Here is an 18,549-nt window from a genome sequence, read left to right on the forward strand (position 1 = left end):
AAACTTTGAAGAAACTTCTAACGCTTATTCTTCTCTTAGTCGTTTGCTTTGGCACGCAAAATGTTCTTTCACAAATCGCCACTCCCGGAAAAACTACCGATACGTCTAAAAATACTTTCAGTTTAAAAGAGAAACAGCGTTTAGGAATTAAGCCATTAACAAATTCTTTTAGTCCCCTACCCGCAAATGTGACACGTGAGGTTGAGTATGATGCAGTGAATAAAAGATATGTGATTCGTCAGCTGGTTGGCGGACGACAAATCTCATTTCCTCAGTATTTGACTATCGACGAATATCAAAGGTTGGTAGGTAGTGAAATAAAAAGAGAGAACTGGAGAACCTTATCTAACCAGGAGGTTGAAGAAGTGAGAAGAACAGGAATCATTCCAAGTTTGAAGGTTAACAGCAGGGCTTTCGAGCGTATCTTTGGTGGAACAACGATTGATATTCAACCTCGGGGGGAAGCAGAGCTCACATTTCTAGGCCGTATTAACAAAAACGAGAATCCTTTATTTAACGAGCGTCAGCGCGTTCAGGGAAACTTTGATTTCAATCAGCGGATCCAAATGGACGTTATTGGTAATATTGGTACCAAGCTGAAGATCAATATGAACTATAATACAGAGGCTCAGTTTGATTTTGAGAATCAGATAAAGCTTGATTATACTGGTGGAGAAGATGATATTATCAAAAAGATAGAAGCTGGTAACGTTAGTCTTCCATTGAATACAACGCTGATCACTGGAACACAGGCGCTATTTGGGATTAAGACTCAGCTACAGTTCGGAAAATTAAATGTGAATACAGTATTTACGCAGCAGAAATCCCAATCGCGCGAGATTCAAATAAATAATGGAGCGCAGCAAAATGAATTTAGAATAGGCGGGGACAATTATGAGGCTAATAAGCACTATTTCCTAGCTCAATATTTCAGGAATAATTACAATAAAGCATTATCTAACCCTCCTATAATCACTTCTGGCATTATCATTACCAAAATTGAGGTCTGGATAACTAATAAAGCGGGCAATACCCAAGATTCAAGAGATGTGTTAGGTTTCATCGATTTAGGAGAAAATACACCCTTTAACACCGCACAGATTAGTGGGGCTGGTTATTCTGCCTTACCGTCCGGATTTAGTAACCCATTATTTCCTCGGGCATCAAATAACCTGTTGGAGAGAATACCTGCTGGGGCAAGACAGACGAACTCTAATGATGTCATCTCATTTTTTCAGGGAAACGGAGGAACGGACAACTTCGCTAAGCTTACTTATGCAAGGAAGCTCTCAGATAGAGAGTTTACTTTCCATCCTAAATTGGGGTACATCTCGTTAAATAATGCGTTAAATACCGATGAGGTATTGACAGTCGCCTATCGCTACACTTTTAACGGCGTAGAATATCAAGTTGGAGAGTTTTCTACAGACATCCCATTCGAGCAGGCATCGCCCAGAGTACTTTATACGAAGCTTTTAAAGAACGAGACTACAAAGACGAATTTGCCGACCTGGGACTTGATGATGAAAAATATTTACACCATCGGAGGTTTCCAGATTAGTCCGCAGAACTTCAAACTCGATATCTTTAGAATAGATGAAGCGTCGGGAATTGAAAGGCCGGTCATCACTGAGGGAGCAAAGCTAGATCAGTTTAACAAGCCGTTGCAAAATAAACTCTGGTTACAAGTTGTAGGTTTAGACCGCTTAAATCAGCAAAATGAACTTAAACCTGATGGGATCTTCGACTTTGAAACTGACAACGATCCTTTTAGTGTGAATAATAGTACCAATGGGAGAGCGCCTTTTGGAAATGTAGGGGGACAAACAAACACCACAGGTTCTACAGCGGTGGTTTTAACGAATACAAAAAATGGATATATCACTATTGACCCGGCAAATGGCAGGATCATATTTCCACTGTTAGAACCCTTTGGATCGGATTTGGCAGCCCAGTTTTTGACAACGGAACAACCATTTATAGACAGATATACTTACCCCGCGCTTTACGATTCGACTAAGGTGATAGCCCAACAATTATTCACCAGGCAGAACAGATATGTAATCAAAGGAAATTACCAGTCAGATATATCTTCTGAGTTTAGTTTGAACTCTATCAATGTGCCTGAAGGTTCTGTAAAAGTATTTTCAGGAACAATACCTCTACAAGAGGGCGTCGATTATACCGTGGATTACCAGGGTGGGAGAGTCAGAATTTTAAATACTGGACTGTTAATCTCTGGTCAGCCAATCAGGATTTCTACAGAAAACAGCGAGCTTTTTGGATTACAACAACGGTCACTTTTTGGGACACGTTTGGATTACAAGATAAACAACAAACTAAATCTTGGCGGTACCTTTATGAGTCTTTCTGAAAAGCCATTGACACCGAAGGTTAACTTGGGTGAAGAGCCGATCTCCAATACGATTTGGGGAATGGACTTGAATTACAGTTCTCCATCAAGGTTCTTAACCAAGCTAGTGGATAAGTTACCGTTCTTGTCGACTAAGGTTCCGTCAACAATCACTTTTTCTGGTGAGTTTGCTCAATTAGTGCCAGGGCATCCTAAAGCGCTTGATATTGGCGGTTCAAAAGGAGGCGTCAGTTATCTTGACGATTTCGAGGCCTCTCGTTCCATCATTGACTTAAAAAGTGCAATTGCCTGGCAGATTTCAGGAACTCCTCAGATGTTCCCTGAATCTCAACTGGTCAATGATTTAGCCTATGGATACAACAGGGCGCAAATTGCGTTTTATAATATTGACCCAACGTTTTACAACAGGTCTGCAAGTAATCTTCCTGCGAGTTTAAGAGGAAATAGAACAGAGCTATCCAACCACTATGTCAGAGAGATCATTGAGCAGGAAGTTTTTCCATTCAAAGAAATAAGTACTGGGCAGGCAGTTACTTTGCCAACTTTAGACCTTGCTTTTTATCCAACATTAAGAGGTCCATATAACTTTACACCAACGGGATTCAACGCAAATGGTACGCTTACTAACCCGAGATCAAGATGGGGTGGTTTGTTTAGAAGAATGGAAACCAATGACTTTGAAGCAAATAATATTGAATTTATAGAGCTTTGGGTGATGGACCCGTACATCTACAAGCCCAACTCTGCAGGTGGTGATTTGTATTTCAATTTAGGGAATATCTCTGAGGATATTTTAAGAGACGGTAGAAAATCTCTGGAAAACGGGTTGCCGGCGAATGGAGATCCTAATAAATTTGACGAAACAATATGGGGCCGTGTGCCGAAGTTGCAACCAGTGGTTCAAGCATTCGACAATGACCCGACAGCACGAAGAGTACAGGATGTTGGTTTGGATGGTCTATCAGATGCAGATGAAAAAACCAAATTTGCAGCCTTAATTAATCAGATTAAGGCTCAGCTCAATCCTGATGCTGCGGCAGTGCTAGACAATGACCCATCATCTGATGATTATTCGTACTATCGCAGCAACGCATTGGATCAGGCGAACGCGGGCATTTTAAAAAGATATCAGCGATATAATGGTCTGGAAGGCAATTCAAAAACGCCCCAGCAATCGCAGGAAGACTTCGGAGTAGAGAATTCTGCATCTACTTCTTTGCCTGACGGTGAAGATATTAATAGAGATAATAACATGACTCAAAGTGATGAATACTATCAATACAAGGTTTCAATGAGACCTGAAGATCTGATTGTTGGTCAGAATTTTGTGAGTGATAAAATCACATCCCAGGTAAAGCTTGCCGATGGTAGTACACAACCAGTCACCTGGTATCAGTTAAGAATACCTTTGGCACAATACCAGCAGAAGGTAGGTAACATTCAGGATTTCAAATCCATTCGTTTTATTAGAATGTTCATGACAAATTTTACTGATACTTCTATTCTTAGGTTTGGGAAGATACAGTTGGTTAGAGGTGAATGGAGACAGTATAATGTAAATAATGATCCGGCCCAGGTAATTGTTGATCAATCTTTGCTGCCCGTTGGAGGTGATAATTCTAGCATCGAAATAGCTACCGTAAATATTGAAGAAAACGGTAAACGTATACCTATCCCTTATGTAGTGCCGCCGGGAATTGAGAGGGAGCAAGATTTTAGCAATTATCGTGGAGATACCAGACAGAACGAACAGTCACTATCTGTCAACATTCGATCCTTAAGGGATGGTTATGGCAGAGCCGCTTTTAAGACGGCTGTAAACGATTTCAGATCTTACAAACGCCTAGAAATGTACATTCACCTGGAGGCATTGGGTAATTTGTCCATTAATGATAATGATGTCAGTGCATTCCTTAGAATTGGAACCGACAACCAGGATAACTACTACGAGTATACTTTACCTTTGAAGGTTACCTACCCTGGTACAAGTGACCCCTATGCAATCTGGCCTGATCAGAATAAGATGGACATTAAACTGGAGTTGTTTCAAAACGCCAAACTTGCCCGTAACAAAGCAATGCTGAATGGACAGCCCTGGCCTGTAAATCTTCCTTTTAACTACATTGAGAATGGTAGCTTTATTACCATAAAGGGTCAGCCGGATATGAGTAAGGTACGCGTATATATGCTCGGTATAAAAAATCCGTTGAGGAATGCTGCAAGTCCTGGTCGGGACGATGGTGCAGATAAAAATGCTCAGGTATGGTTTAACGAACTTAGACTGACCGAGTTCGACGAGCGTGGAGGCTGGGCAGCAACTGCAAGGATGAATGCGCAGTTAGCAGATTTTGCTGATGTGAATGTATCTGCCAGTAAATCTACGATAGGCTTTGGCTCCTTAGAAAAGCGAGTAAGTGAAAGAAACCGTGCTGAGAACGTATTTTTTGATGCTTCTTCGAGTATGGAATTGGGTAAATTTCTGCCTAAAAAATCTGGTATTAGGGTACCTATGTTTGTAAGTTATTCCAACCAGATCAGCACGCCACAATATGACCCACGCACCCCGGATATTGAATTGAGGAATGCACTTGATGCATCAACGAAAGCAGAAAGGAAAGAGATTTTAAACTATGCACAAGACTACACTACCAGAAACAGTATCAGTTTTACCAACGTTAGAAAAGAAAGAACAAATACTGAAAAGCCAGCAAGAGTTTGGGATGTAGAGAACCTGAATGCCAGTTATGCTTACACTAAGTTTGCTCATAGAGATTTCATTAATCAAAATAATATCCAACAAACTTACAGGGCTTCATTGGCATATAATTATGCAGGGCAAAGTAAGAACTATCAGCCCTTTAATAAGCTCCTTAAATCGAACAAGTTCGCGTTGTTAAAGGAGTTTAACTTCAGTTTACTCCCAAGTGCTATCAATTTCAGGATAGATTTGGACCGTTATTATTCTGAAAACAGCCTGCGTAATAATGACCCAAACAATTATATCCCTATAAATACGACCTATAACAAAAACTTTTTGGTTACCAGAGTATATGGAATTTCATGGAATTTAAGCCGCTCGATGACCTTAGATTTAGATGCTACTAACTATTCTATTATTGACGAGCCGGAGGGCAGAATTGAGGGGATGAAAAGAGATACGCTTTGGCAGAACCTGAGGCGCCTGGGTAGGAACACGGACTATACTCATAACATTAATCTAACTTATAGCCTACCGTTAAACAAAATCCCAGGCTTTGATTGGGTGAATGTTACCACGCGTTATGGAACGAGTTTTAATTGGCAAACTGAACCGCTGTCTACCATGAGAGATCCGCTGATCAACCTTGGAAACACGATTCAGAATTCAAGAGTTATCCAGGTTAACCCTAGCCTAAACCTTACAGGATTGTATAACAAGTTCGGGTTTGTGCGAAAATCAACGGGTAATGCAGTTGAAAAGCAGACAGGGACTGGATTTTTAGTTGGCCTGTTAACGGGTGTAAAGAATGTTGCCGGTGCCTATACAGAAACTAGGGGGATCTTTTTGCCAGGGTATTTGCTCAAAACAAGTTACCTTGGTTTAGATGACATAACAGGTGCTCCCGGATTGGGATTTGTGTTAGGAAGTCAGCGTGACATCAGGAGTTTGGCGCTAAATAGCGGTTGGATCACGAACGATACCCTACAATCCCAATTGTATATTAATACGTTGCGCGAGGATCTAAGCTTAACGAGTTTGGTTGAGCCCATAAGAGATTTAAGTATTACCCTGACTGCAAATAAAAATAGGACATTGAACTATTCTACGAACTTCAGGTATGATAGTTTTTCTCGTGATTTTCAGAATCTAAGCCCATATACGACAGGAGATTATAGTGTGTCATTTATCAGCCTAGGAACTGCATTTTCTGATAATAACGGAACGACATTGTCCAAAGTCTACAGTCAGTTTATGGAAAACAGGCAGATTATTTCCAGGCGACTGGGCGCTACTAATCCCAATTCAAATGGGATTGTTGCGGGCTTTGCAGACGGGTATGATAGGAATGCACAAGATGTGCTGGTGTCAGCATTTCTGGCTGCTTATACTGGCAAAGATGCAGGATCTTCAAGCCTGAGCACGTTTCCGAAAATCCCATTACCAAACTGGAGGGTAAATTACAGGGGTTTAACAAGGTTTCCATTCCTGTCAGAACGATTTAGTTCGATAGATATCAAACATTCGTATCGGTCGGTGTACAGCGTCAACGGCTTCAATTCGTTGATCAGGTACCAAGAGACTAATGAGGCATCTAGTGTTAGGGATCCCAGCAATAACTTCCTGCCAAGCTATCAGTACAGTCAGGTTACTATTGCAGAACAGTTTTCTCCTTTGATTGGGATAGATACCCGTTTAAAAAATAATTTGACTGCTAATTTTGAACTGGGCAGATCCAGATTACTTGGATTAAGTCTTGCAAACAGTCAGCTGGCACAATTGTCTGAAAATAATATAGTCTTTGGAGTCGGTTACCGTACTACCAAATTTCGGTTTCCCTTTGACTGGTTCAGTCAGCTTAAGATGGACAATAATATGGACTTTAAGCTCGATGTAGCAGTAAGAGATAATAAGACGGTTATTTACCGGGCTGATATTACGGAAGCAGAGATCTCATCAGGTGCCAAAAACATCACCTTGAGACCAAGTGTAGATTATATATTAAATCAACGCTTTAATATCAGGTTATTTTACGACTCGAACATTACGAAACCATATACCTCGCAAACATTCAACACTTCATTCAGTAATTTTGGATTCAGTTTAAGGATTACACTTAATTAGGATTGGTAGAAAGCTTCAGATTAATTACCTTTGACTAAATAAAAGCTAGAAAATGAATTTTCCATCAGAATTAAAATATACTAAAGACCACGAATGGTTAAAAGTTGAGGGTAATGAAGCCGTTATTGGTATTACAGATTTTGCACAGCGTGAGTTAGGAGATATTGTTTACATCGATGTTAACACTGTTGGAGAAGAGGTTTCTAAAGATAATGTGTTCGGTACGGTTGAAGCGGTAAAAACTGTTTCTGATCTTTTTATGCCAGTAACAGCGACAGTTCTGTCTGTTAATGATGCATTGAACAATGCACCTGAGCTTGTGAATTCTGATCCCTATGGAGACGGATGGATGGTTAAAGTGTCAATTACAGACCTTTCTTCGATTGATAATCTCTTAGATGCTGATGCTTATAAAGCACTTGTTGGCGCTTAATTAATGAAATTTATGAGAAAGCTGAGGTATCAAGGCTGGGCTATTGCCTGGACGGGTGTTATTTTGGTGCTTTGTTGTGTGAAAATACCTGCTTCCTCCGGATCAGGCTTTTTTTTTGAAGGGTTTGATAAGCTTGTTCATTTAGGCTTCTTTTTTGTGTTAACTGTACTATTGTTTTTTGGAAGGATTTTAGAGAAAGGAAAATACGATTTTCGTTTTTCTAGTATTTTCAAAATTGTATTTATTACCAGTTTTATTGGTGTTGGAATCGAATTGATTCAATGGAAGTTCTTTCCGTATCGCTCGGCAGAAACCTGGGATTTCGTCTGTGACATGCTTGGAGTGATGATGGCTGTCTGCAGCTACGTATTACTACATAAATCTGATTATCATGAAAAGAAAGCTTAGTGTAATTTTAGTCCTATTATCTGTTTGCTTTATGAGTGGGTGCGGTATTTTCAACTCTGGCTGCAAATGCCCAAAGGTGAGTTATCAGGCTTACCCAACGAATAGGTAGTAACCAATTGCCATTATTTCTATTTGGATTTATTATAAATTAAGGGTAAATTGCGCGCTAACTAATACACGTGTAGAGATGAAACTTTCTCAATTAAATCCTGGAGAATCTGGAACCATTGTAGCTTTTACAGATTTAGAAATGTCTGTTAAATTAATGGAAATGGGTTGCTTGCCAGGAGAGATTGTTGAGGTTGAGCGCTTTGCTCCTTTGGGAGACCCTATAGCGATACGCGTTGCAGGTTATCAACTTTGTTTGCGTAAAAGCGAAGCTTCAATCATCATAATTCAATAATCAGTTGGCTAAGGATATAAAAATTGCACTTGTTGGAAACCCTAACACAGGTAAATCGACCCTTTTTAACATCCTCACTGGCTTAAATCAAAAAATAGGAAACTTTCCTGGCATCACCGTCGACAAAAAGATTGGCTACTGTAAGCTTGCAGACAATAGACAAGCTGAAGTAATCGATCTTCCGGGGACTTATAGCTTATATCCAAAGAGTAAGGATGAGAGCATTGTTTTTCAGATACTAGCTGATACCAGTAATCCCAGTCATCCTGATCTTATTGTCCTGGTGGTCGATGCCACTAATTTAAGGCGAAACTTACTGCTGTATACTCAGGTTGCTGATTTAGGAATACCTTTAGTATTGGCCCTGAACATGACGGACATGGCTAAGAATGAAGGTATCGATATAAACATCGATAAACTTGCGTTGCGGCTTGGCGTTCAGATTGTATCTATATCAGCAAGAAAAAATCTTGGAATCCAAGAACTAAAAGCAGCGTTGAGCCATGCTGGTACGATTGCTACTCAGGCTGAAGGAGCTGATTTGCGTGTGCTGGCACCTGAGGCAATAGATTTAGCCAAAGCTAAACTAAATACAACTAATAACTATTTCGCATTACAGGTGCTTCATCAACATGAATACCTTCACCTATTTTCTGAATCACAGCATGAGGCATTTGAGCAGATAAAAAAGGATTGGGAGTTTGAGTCTTCAAAGCAACAGGCAGCGGAAACTATTGCAAGGTATCGATATTTAGGTACGGTGTTGTCTGGCGTAGTTACCGACACCGGCGCAAAAAAGAAGTTTGCCTTTAGTGATAGGCTTGATTCTATTCTAACTAACAAGTTCTGGGGATTTATCATATTTATCGCATTATTATTTATTATTTTCAACTCCATTTTCTCTTGGTCATCGTATCCTATGGATAGGATTGAATATGCCTTTGTATGGCTTGCCGAAATGGGACATCGGTTTCTCCCAGAAGGCTTGCTGACCGATTTATTATTGGACGGAGTTGTTGCCGGTCTAGGTGGAATTATTATTTTCATTCCGCAAATCGCTATTTTATTTGCTTTTATTTCCGTTTTGGAAGATACAGGTTATATGGCCCGGGTAACCTTCATGCTGGATAAGGTAATGAGGAAGTTCGGCTTAAGTGGAAAGTCTGTGGTACCGATGATTGGTAGTCTTGCGTGTGCTGTTCCATCGATCATGAGTGCCAGAAATATTGAAAGCTGGAAAGACAGGATCATTACCATAATGGTTGCGCCGCTGGTGAGTTGTTCTGCGCGTTTACCTGTTTATACGCTTTTGATTTCTCTGGTTGTGCCAGAGAAGATGATCTGGGGTATAATAAATTTGCAGGGACTTACCTTGATGGGAATGTACCTCATAAGTATTGTAGCAGCGGTTGTTGTTGCATTTGTAATGAAATTTCTGATAAAGGCTAAAGAGCGATCCTACTTTATTATGGAGTTACCCGTCTACAGAATGCCACGTTGGAGTAATGTACTTTACACCGTTTATGAGAAAGCTAAAACATTTGTTTTTGAAGCGGGTAAGGTGATTATAGCAATCTCAATCATTTTATGGGTGTTAGCAAGCTTTGGGCCGTCCAATAGATTTGAAGCGATAGATAGGAAATATGCAGCTATTGAACTTCAGAAAGATAGTGTCCAGATAAGTACCCTTGAACGAGATAAATCAGCTGAGAAACTTGAAAACTCCTATGCTGGTATTTTGGGACACTTTATTGAGCCAGGTATTCGTCCTTTGGGATACGATTGGAAAATTGGGATTGCTTTAATCACCTCATTTGCGGCAAGGGAGGCCTTTGTAGGCACTATGGCTACAATCTACAGTATAGATAATGATGGAGAAGTGGCAACCATTCGAGACAAAATGAGAGGAGCTGTAAACCCCGAAACGGGATTGCCGGTTTTCACCTTCGCGACTGCATTTTCTCTTATGTTATTCTATGCTTTTGCTATGCAATGCATGAGTACCGTAGCCGTTGTGTACAGGGAAACAAAATCATGGAAGTGGCCAGTTATTCAGTTGGTTTACATGACTGTAATGGCTTACATTGCCAGCTTAATTGCCTACCAACTTTTAAAGTAAATCATTAACTTGTGTTAGTGGAAAAGGAGAATATCTTAGCTAAATATATGCCTGTCGGCGCCGCACCAATTATTGCGCGTTGGATAGATTATTTCCAGTGTGAATTTAAAATTTCCAAATCCAGAGCAACTAAATTAGGGGATTATAGGCATCCTTTCAGAGGTGTTGGCCATAAGATCTCGGTAAACAACAACCTGAATATGTATGCCTTTCTAGTAACAACTGTTCATGAATTTGCACATTTGCTTACCTGGAATGATCACAAGAATAAAGTCAAACCCCATGGCGAAGAATGGAAGAATAACTTCAAAAAGATGATGATTCCATTCATCGAAAAGCAAATATTTCCAGTGGATATTCAGCATGCGATTGTAAATTATTTGACTAATCCATCAGCGGCAAGCTGTACAGACCTAAAGCTATCCCGAGCGTTAAAAAAATATGATCAGGCTGAAGATGTGTCCAGATTGGAGGAGTTACCAATCAATGCAACTTTCGTGATTAAAGACGGCCGAAGGTTTAAGAAGGGGGAAAGGCTTAGAAAACGCTACCGTTGCGTTAGTCTTGACAATGGAAACACTTATCTATTCAACCCCTTAGCTGAAGTAACTTTGACCGGTACGGGGACATAAATTGCTTCGTTATTTTTAAGAGCCCATTTGAAACTGAGCTTAGTGTCTTTAAAAACTAAAGGATCCATTTCTAAACTGTCGATAAAAGGGTCGCGTTCATTCACTTTAACATTAGCTGTATATCCTCCCGGCAACTTGCTCTTCAACAATACATAGCTTCCAGCTTCTGCCGCTATGTATTGGTCGAACACCATCTCAAAGGTATTCGAGCCTTCAAGGGCGTCATTTAGTACGATAAGGGAGTCTGCATAATTGGTAAATGGTAATTTCGTATTGCGATATTCTTGGAACGGTAGCTTTGCAAGTGCTTGTTGGTTGGCTGCAAATCTGAGATCCTTCTTGAAAGGAACATTATTCCTTATAAAAACCCTTTCATTTTTAACAGCATCATTTGAGCTTTTCCTACTTGAGGCAACTTGTCTTATTAACACTAAGCTATCGTTTTTAAAATAATACTTCTCAGTAAACGAACTGATACCCTCATTTCCACTCTGCTTAACAATGACCATAGGTTTGCCATTAATACTGTATTTTTCTATATGAAAAGATTTTTCTCCGGAAGAATAAATCAGGCTTACAGCTTTATCAAGATCGCCAATGCTGGCTTCAATGGAGTCTGCGTATTGAACAATTTCCATCGGATTCATTGCTGTTGGAGATTGTTGACTCAGTAATTCTGCCTGTGGATGTTTTGGACCCTGTTGGCAACTTAAAATGAATGTAGTTAGTAGGAAGAGTAGACTCAAATTTCTCATACGCTAGGTTAAAGAACTTGCAGTTCTATTATCGTGCCAAGCAGCGTTTGGCGTTTCTAATATCGAAGAAGGGCTAATCTGTCTTAGAATTTTTATTGCGTTCTTCCCAAAGTTTAGAGAATGATTTTGGTGCTATAACCGGCATAGAACGGTATTTGCCCCAAATCTTCCTAAACATGCTTTTGAGGAAAAAGTTCTTAATCTTGCCACTTAACATGTCCATTCTTGAGCGCTTGAGCATCCCTAACTTCCATATTTTCCAGCCAATTTCTTCAATCTTAGTATTGTCGTGATTAGCTGCTGCATCCCTTCTGTTCAACAAAAGCATTTTATGGATATCGATCTTAACCGGACATACTTCTGAGCACTTTCCGCATAAGCTAGAAGCATAGCTCAAATGCTTGAACTCTTTCATCCCTTTTAGATGGGGGGTAATTATAGAGCCAATTGGGCCACTGTAAGTAGTGTTGTAGGTATGACCACCGATGTTTTTATATACCGGACAGGCGTTCAGACAAGCCCCACATCGAATGCAGTAGAGTCCCTGCCGCTGGTCTTTTTGAGCAAGAAGATTAGTGCGGCCATTGTCAAGCAAAATTACATACATTTCTTCCGGTCCATCAGTTTCTAACCCACGTCTCGGGCCACTAAGAATGGTATTATAGACGGTAAGGTTCTGTCCCGTACCATGACTCGCAAGCAGGGGCCAAAACAAATCAAGATCTGCCATCGAAGGAATGACTTTTTCAATCCCAACTATAGCAATATGAATTTTAGGAAAAGTTGTACAGAGTCTGGCATTCCCTTCATTTTCTGTCAGTGCAATGCTTCCCGTGTCTGCGATTAGAAAATTACCGCCACTGATTCCAATGTCTGCATTCAAATATTTATCGCGTAAAAGTTCCCGGGCCTTTTGTGTAAGTTGTTGTGGGGTAAAATCTAGAGGAGTACCAAATTTTTCGTGAAATAGCTTAGCAATTTCTTCCTTACTCAGGTGCATTGCGGGCGTCACGATGTGGTATGGTGGTTGTCCCAGAAGTTGAACTATGTACTCGCCAAGATCACTTTCTAAAGACTCGATATTGTTCTTTTCAAGAAAGTCGTTGATGTGAATCTCTTCAGTAGTCATTGACTTTGATTTAATGACTGTCTTGCCTCCCGCTTTTGTGATGATATTAAGGATTTCTTTTTGAGCTTCTTCAGCGTCATTGGCCCAAATGACTTTTCCTCCTCTTTTCTGGAAGTTCGCTTCAAATTCTGGAAGAAACTTATCCAGGTTCTCCATTACCCTCCACTTGATCACATGCGCTTTTTTCTTAGAATTTTCTAGGTTCTCAAATTTGGATAACCCACGTTCTACTGCCGTGTTATACTTACCGATATTGTGGTTTATCGTTTTACGATGTCCTAAATCGAATGCTTTCTCATCTGCCTTTATCAAAAATTCTTCCGCAATCTTAGTCATGTTCAAACTTAGAAAAATTTGCGCTTATATTCAATAAGGATGCAGCCTTTAAAAATTTGTGATGGAGTTTAAAAAAAACCCGCTTTGCTAGCAGGTTTTAACAGATGTATGGTGTATGCTATTTTTTGGGCGTACCGTCATCGTTTTTATCAACGATTGGACGTTTAAGGCCGTTAGCCAATTCCCAAGCAGTGAAATAAACCAACTGGGCACGTTTTGCAAGCATAGGGAAGTCGATTTTGGCGATTTCATCCCCTGGCTGGTGGTATTCAGGATGAACACCGTTAAAATAAAAGATTACCGGTATGCCATGTTTCGCAAAGTTATAGTGATCTGAACGATAGTAAAAGCGATTGGGATCTGTTCTGTTATTGTATCGCTCATCCAGGTTGATATTTACATAATCTTTGTTAGCCTTTTTTCCGATCCTATCCAAATCAGAGCTTAGCATGTCAGAACCAATGATGTAAACGAAGTTATTGTCACTTTCATGATCTTTATCTCCGCGACCAATCATGTCTATATTCAAATCTGTAATGGTATTTTCCAGTGGAAATATTGGGTGTTCAGAATACCATTCAGAACCAAGTAAGCCTTTTTCTTCACCAACTACAGTCATAAAGAGAATACTCCTCTTTGGACCATAGCCCGCTTTTTTAGCTTTGGCAAATGCTTCCGCAAGCATAAGAACGCCAGTCGTACCAGATCCGTCATCGTCAGCGCCGTTGTTTACCTTATCCTCACCACTGGTGGTTAACCCTATATGGTCATAGTGACCAGTTACGACAACTACTTCTTTTTTTAACTTAGGATCAGAACCTTCTAGGAAGCCCAGCACATTTTCTGCTCTTACTGGTTGCTCAACCTTCTGAGCACTTGCGCTTACGCTGATTTTGATCTCTTGAGAGGCGGGCTTTCCACTGTCTGCGATTTTCTTTTTTATGCCCTCAATACTGGTGCTAGCTGCCGCGAATATTTTTTCGGCGACTACAGAGCCGATATTTATTGTGACCAGTCCCTGAATAGCTTTCATCTTATCGATATTTTCCTGAGTTTTCATCACCAATGGAGATGATTCTAAATAGGCTTTAAGGTTCGAAGACATGTTGTCGATCGTCAAGTCAACAACTATGACTGCCGTTGCCTTATTCTCGGTTAAGAATTTTAGTTTTCCATTCAAGGCTAATGCGTCAGCACGGACAGTAGCTGGAGTGGTAGCCGGCGAGCCGATTGGTTGTCCTGATTTGAATAGCATCACCACTTTTCCTGCCACATTCTGCCCTTCGAAGTCGTTATAGCCATCCTTATTCAGGCCATAACCTACAAAGAGAATTGAATTTGTATTAAACGCAAAACCGTCTTTCGCCACGGTTTGACCTGGAATGTAGAAATCTTTGATTGCCTCCGCAGCCTGCCCATCTACAGTAAGTATTTGTGCGAGGTCATAGTTAACCATATCAATTTTTTGGAAGTAATTGCCATTTACAGGCCCTTTTAATCCGAAAGATTTAAAATGATTTCTAATGTAATCAGCAGCCATCCAGGCACCTTTCTTTCCAGTTTCTCTCCCTTCATACTCGTCTGATGCGAGCACTGAAAGATGCTCGTATGCATTTTCTTTAGTGATAGTTTTGCTGAACTTAATGGCGTTTTTGTTTTGAGCACTAGCATTGCAACTCAAAAGGGCCACAAGGCCGAGGTATAGAATGTGTTTTTTCATGAATAATAAGTAATTTTTTTTAACAAGCAATTTTATCGACTCTATTTCCGTGTCTGCCACCTTCAAAATCAGTAGTTAAAAATGTATTAGCCATTTGTTTGGCAAGCTCTTCAGAAACAAATCTTGCAGGCACACACAATATATTTGCATTATTATGTTGCCGCGCAAGGCTCGCTAATTCATCCAACCAGCAAATAGCAGCACGTATATGCTGATGTTTGTTAGCTGTAATAGCTACACCGTTCGCACTTCCGCAAACTAGAATGCCAAAGTTGAACTCATTAGTTTCTACAGCCGAAGCAACCGGATGTGCGAAATCAGGATAATCCACTGAATCTAATGAATGAGTTCCAAAATCTTTCACCTGATAGTTGTCCGCTAAAAATGCTTTTAAGATTTCTTTATACTCGAAGCCAGCATGATCTGACCCGATAGCGATTCTTATCTTTTGTTCAACTGACATAATCTCAAAAATAAACAGAAATAGTATAAAGTTTTGTAAAGCTTTGGTTAGTTAATTTTTGCCTTATGATGCCAGCGCTTTTTTTCTCTTTCGTTCAATATTAGCTGAAATATAGATACTTATCTCGTACAATAGGAATAGTGGAAGAGCTACTGTTAACATCGTAAATGGATCTGCGGTAGGTGTAACCACTGCTGCTACGATTAAAATAATCACTGCAGCGTATCTTCTGCTGGAACGCATAAAAGCAGGAGTCATAATGCCCACTTTCGATAGTATGTAAATAACTACCGGCAGCTGGAAGATGATTCCCGAACCAAGGGTTAGCGTCATGACAGTGGATAAGTAGGAATCAATGGTGAAGGTATTTTCAATATCCGGACTCACCTTGAAGTTGATTAAAAAGTTTACCGATAGCGGGCAAATGATATAGTACCCAAAAAGAATTCCCGTAAAGAATAACAAAGAAGCAAAGGCAACAAAACCACTAGCAGATTTGCGCTCAGTTTCATGTAAGGCAGGCCTGATAAAAAGCCAGATCTCGAAAAGCAAATATGGAATCCCTAAAATTAAACCTGCCATTACACAGGCATTCAACTGGAGTGTAAATTGACCCGACATCTCCGTATTGATAATTTTTGCCTCAATTGTTTTAATACAGAATTCCTCTCCAATAGATGGAAAACGCTCATATATTTTACACATCATGCGGTAGGTCCAGAAACGTGGGTTTATTGGCCCCATTATCACCGTATTAAAAATGAAATCTGTGTAATAAAAAGCTCCCGCGGTAAATACCAGCACTACCGCTAAAGCGCGAAGCAAATGCTTTCTCAATGCATCTATGTGATCGAAGAACGACATTTCTGCCTCAAGTTTTCTGCCTTTTTCTTTTATAGCACCTATAAGGTCCTTAGCTTTATTGTCACTCATGCGTTTTATTTGGAAACAAAAATACCATTCTATTTAATTTAGAATGGTATTTACGTTTTAAATCTTATAAAAAATTTTTATTATTCTGAAAATTCAAAAGTTTCCATGAATTTGGTTGTAAAGTTCCCTGCTCTGAAGTTAGGGTCTTTCATCAATTTCAAGTGGAAAGGTATAGTTGTTTTAATCCCTTCGATCACAAATTCACTCAAAGCACGTTCCATAGTACTGATTGCTTCTTCTCTCGTTTGCGCAACACAAATTAGCTTTGCAATCATTGAATCGTAGTTTGAAGGTATAGTATAACCTGCGTATACGTGGGTATCTACACGCACACCATGACCACCCGGAGAATGAAAATTGGTAATCTTTCCCGGTGAAGGTCTAAAGTTATTAAATGGATCTTCTGCATTTATTCTACATTCAATGGCATGCATATTAGGTAGGTAATTTTTACCTGATATTGGTATACCTGAAGCAACCTTAATCTGCTCTTTAATGAGGTCATAGTTGATAACTTCTTCCGTAACCGGATGTTCAACCTGGATTCTGGTATTCATTTCCATGAAATAGAAATTGCGGTGTTTGTCAACTAAAAATTCGATGGTACCAGCACCTTCATATTGAACCGAAATTGCACCTTTGATCGCAGCTTCTCCCATTCTTTCTCTCAACTCTGGAGTCATGAAAGGCGAGGGAGCTTCTTCAACTAATTTTTGATGGCGACGCTGAATGGAACAGTCACGCTCTGATAAATGGCAAGCTTTTCCATACTGATCACCAATGATTTGGATTTCAATATGTCTAGGGTCTTCAATATATTTTTCGAGATAAAGTCCATCATTTCCAAAAGCAGCTCCAGATTCTTGTCTACAGCTATCCCAGGCATTTTCAAAGTCTTCATCTTTCCAAACAACGCGCATACCACGACCTCCACCGCCGGCCGTTGCTTTTAAAATTACAGGATAGCCCATTCCATTTGCTAATTTGATTCCTTCTTTGAAGCTTTCAAGCAAGCCTTCAGAACCTGGTATAGTTGGTACCCCTGCAATTTTCATCGTTTCTTTGGCAGAGGCTTTATCTCCCATTGAATTGATTTGTTCAGGTGTTGCGCCAATGAATTTAATTCCATAATCGCGGCAAACTGAAGAGAATTTAGCGTTCTCCGATAAGAAGCCGTAACCAGGATGTATTGCATCCGCATTTGTAAGTTCAGCTGCAGAGATAATATTTGGAATACTTAAGTAAGAATCCTTACTTGGTGGGGGGCCGATGCAAACAGCCTCGTCAGCAAAGCGTACATGTAAGCTTTCTCTATCGGCCGTTGAATAAACTGCTACCGTTTTAATGCCCATTTCCTTACAGGTACGAATAATACGTAATGCAATTTCGCCCCTGTTGGCAATTAATATTTTCTTAAACATAATTTTTCCTTTTAGCTAGTCTTTCTAAGCGCACTATCAAACCAGCGTCTTCCTGAGTGTAAGAAAGACTTAACTTTTTTACATTGGTTCTACTAAAAATAAAGGCTGATCATATTCCACTGGTGATGCATTATCAACAAGGATCTTAACAACTTTGCCGGAAACTTCACTTTCAATCTCATTGAAAAGTTTCATCGCCTCAATAATACAAACTACTTTACCCACAGAAACCTCATCTCCAACATTCAAGAAAAATGGCTTATCAGGACTAGATGAACGGTAAAATGTTCCGATCATTGGAGATTTTATGGTGATATATTTCGAAGCAACTTCAGCATCAGTACCTTCAGCACTTTTTGTTTCTGTAACAGAACTTGGCAGCGGAGCTGCAGCTGCAGGTATTGCAACGGTAGCAACAGGAGCTGGTAAAGAAGCCTGAACTATTGTAGGCGCTTGATTTGTTTTAATAGTGATCTTGAAGTTTTCTTGCTCAATAGCAACTTCATTTACTCCCGAACGAGAAACAAATTTAATAAGTTCCTGAATTTGTTTAATATCCATTTTTTGGTGTTATTTTATGAAAACTATGTGTTTTTAGAAT

The 18,549-nt window shown here is 39.9% G+C and carries 13 protein-coding genes; 6 read left to right on the plus strand and 7 right to left on the minus strand.

Going from position 1 to position 18,549, the window contains the following annotated elements; genetic code table 11:
* Positions 1–5 precede the first annotated feature (5 nt).
* From sprA to ACHFIZ_RS12845, 6 genes are all read left to right on the plus strand, one after another.
* Positions 6–7,196, plus strand: a complete 7,191-nt coding sequence (sprA, locus tag ACHFIZ_RS12820; protein WP_410886445.1) for a cell surface protein SprA — start codon at positions 6–8, stop codon at positions 7,194–7,196.
* A 52-nt stretch (positions 7,197–7,248) separates the two neighbouring features.
* The gene (gene gcvH, locus ACHFIZ_RS12825; protein ID WP_410886447.1) at positions 7,249–7,629 is read left to right on the plus strand and encodes a glycine cleavage system protein GcvH; all 381 of its coding nucleotides are present in this window, start codon (positions 7,249–7,251) and stop codon (positions 7,627–7,629) included.
* A gap of 12 nt (positions 7,630–7,641) precedes the next feature.
* Positions 7,642–8,037, plus strand: a complete 396-nt coding sequence (locus ACHFIZ_RS12830) for a VanZ family protein (RefSeq protein WP_410886449.1) — start codon at positions 7,642–7,644, stop codon at positions 8,035–8,037.
* A 187-nt stretch (positions 8,038–8,224) separates the two neighbouring features.
* Positions 8,225–8,440, plus strand: coding sequence for a ferrous iron transport protein A (locus ACHFIZ_RS12835; protein WP_410886451.1), 216 nt, complete (start codon positions 8,225–8,227; stop codon positions 8,438–8,440).
* Between the two features lie 4 nt (positions 8,441–8,444).
* Entirely contained in the window at positions 8,445–10,559 is a 2,115-nt protein-coding gene (gene feoB, locus ACHFIZ_RS12840; protein ID WP_410886453.1) for a ferrous iron transport protein B, read from the plus strand.
* A 17-nt stretch (positions 10,560–10,576) separates the two neighbouring features.
* A complete protein-coding gene (locus ACHFIZ_RS12845) occupies positions 10,577–11,191 on the plus strand; it encodes a SprT-like domain-containing protein (RefSeq protein ID WP_410886455.1) in 615 nt (204 codons plus the stop codon).
* On the opposite strand, the gene ACHFIZ_RS12850 is transcribed toward ACHFIZ_RS12845, so the two are convergent.
* From ACHFIZ_RS12850 to accB, 7 genes are all read right to left on the minus strand, one after another.
* A complete protein-coding gene (locus ACHFIZ_RS12850; RefSeq protein ID WP_410886457.1) occupies positions 11,140–11,946 on the minus strand; it encodes a hypothetical protein in 807 nt (268 codons plus the stop codon). The genes ACHFIZ_RS12845 and ACHFIZ_RS12850 overlap by 52 nt on opposite strands.
* 73 nt (positions 11,947–12,019) lie before the next feature.
* The gene (locus tag ACHFIZ_RS12855) at positions 12,020–13,411 is read right to left on the minus strand and encodes a LutB/LldF family L-lactate oxidation iron-sulfur protein (RefSeq protein ID WP_410886459.1); all 1,392 of its coding nucleotides are present in this window, start codon (positions 13,409–13,411) and stop codon (positions 12,020–12,022) included.
* Positions 13,412–13,529: 118 nt separating this feature from the next.
* Complete coding sequence (locus ACHFIZ_RS12860) at positions 13,530–15,131, minus strand: M28 family peptidase (protein ID WP_410886461.1); 1,602 nt, start codon at positions 15,129–15,131, stop codon at positions 13,530–13,532.
* Between the two features lie 19 nt (positions 15,132–15,150).
* Entirely contained in the window at positions 15,151–15,594 is a 444-nt protein-coding gene (rpiB, locus tag ACHFIZ_RS12865; RefSeq protein WP_410886463.1) for a ribose 5-phosphate isomerase B, read from the minus strand.
* A gap of 63 nt (positions 15,595–15,657) precedes the next feature.
* Positions 15,658–16,527 (minus strand): twin-arginine translocase subunit TatC, encoded by an 870-nt coding sequence (tatC, locus tag ACHFIZ_RS12870; protein ID WP_410886465.1) that lies wholly within the window; start codon positions 16,525–16,527, stop codon positions 15,658–15,660.
* Positions 16,528–16,607: 80 nt separating this feature from the next.
* Positions 16,608–17,948 carry an acetyl-CoA carboxylase biotin carboxylase subunit gene (gene accC / locus ACHFIZ_RS12875; protein WP_410886467.1) on the minus strand — a complete coding sequence of 447 codons (1,341 nt, stop codon included), beginning with the start codon at positions 17,946–17,948 and terminating at the stop codon, positions 16,608–16,610.
* 78 nt (positions 17,949–18,026) lie between these two features.
* Positions 18,027–18,509, minus strand: coding sequence for an acetyl-CoA carboxylase biotin carboxyl carrier protein (accB, locus tag ACHFIZ_RS12880; protein ID WP_410886469.1), 483 nt, complete (start codon positions 18,507–18,509; stop codon positions 18,027–18,029).
* Between the last annotated feature and the right edge of the window lie 40 nt (positions 18,510–18,549).

This window comes from Pedobacter sp. JCM 36344 (assembly GCF_046546555.1).
Lineage (GTDB): Bacteria > Bacteroidota > Bacteroidia > Sphingobacteriales > Sphingobacteriaceae > Pedobacter.

Coding starts and splice junctions, on each gene's coding strand:
- accC (WP_410886467.1), bottom strand. CDS start 17,948: ATGTTTAAGAAAATATTAATTGCCAACAGGGGCGAAATTGCATTACGT.
- ACHFIZ_RS12835 (WP_410886451.1), top strand. CDS start 8,225: ATGAAACTTTCTCAATTAAATCCTGGAGAATCTGGAACCATTGTAGCT.
- ACHFIZ_RS12860 (WP_410886461.1), bottom strand. CDS start 15,131: ATGAAAAAACACATTCTATACCTCGGCCTTGTGGCCCTTTTGAGTTGC.
- tatC (WP_410886465.1), bottom strand. CDS start 16,527: ATGAGTGACAATAAAGCTAAGGACCTTATAGGTGCTATAAAAGAAAAA.
- ACHFIZ_RS12855 (WP_410886459.1), bottom strand. CDS start 13,411: ATGACTAAGATTGCGGAAGAATTTTTGATAAAGGCAGATGAGAAAGCA.
- rpiB (WP_410886463.1), bottom strand. CDS start 15,594: ATGTCAGTTGAACAAAAGATAAGAATCGCTATCGGGTCAGATCATGCT.
- ACHFIZ_RS12850 (WP_410886457.1), bottom strand. CDS start 11,946: ATGAGAAATTTGAGTCTACTCTTCCTACTAACTACATTCATTTTAAGT.
- accB (WP_410886469.1), bottom strand. CDS start 18,509: ATGGATATTAAACAAATTCAGGAACTTATTAAATTTGTTTCTCGTTCG.
- gcvH (WP_410886447.1), top strand. CDS start 7,249: ATGAATTTTCCATCAGAATTAAAATATACTAAAGACCACGAATGGTTA.
- ACHFIZ_RS12830 (WP_410886449.1), top strand. CDS start 7,642: ATGAGAAAGCTGAGGTATCAAGGCTGGGCTATTGCCTGGACGGGTGTT.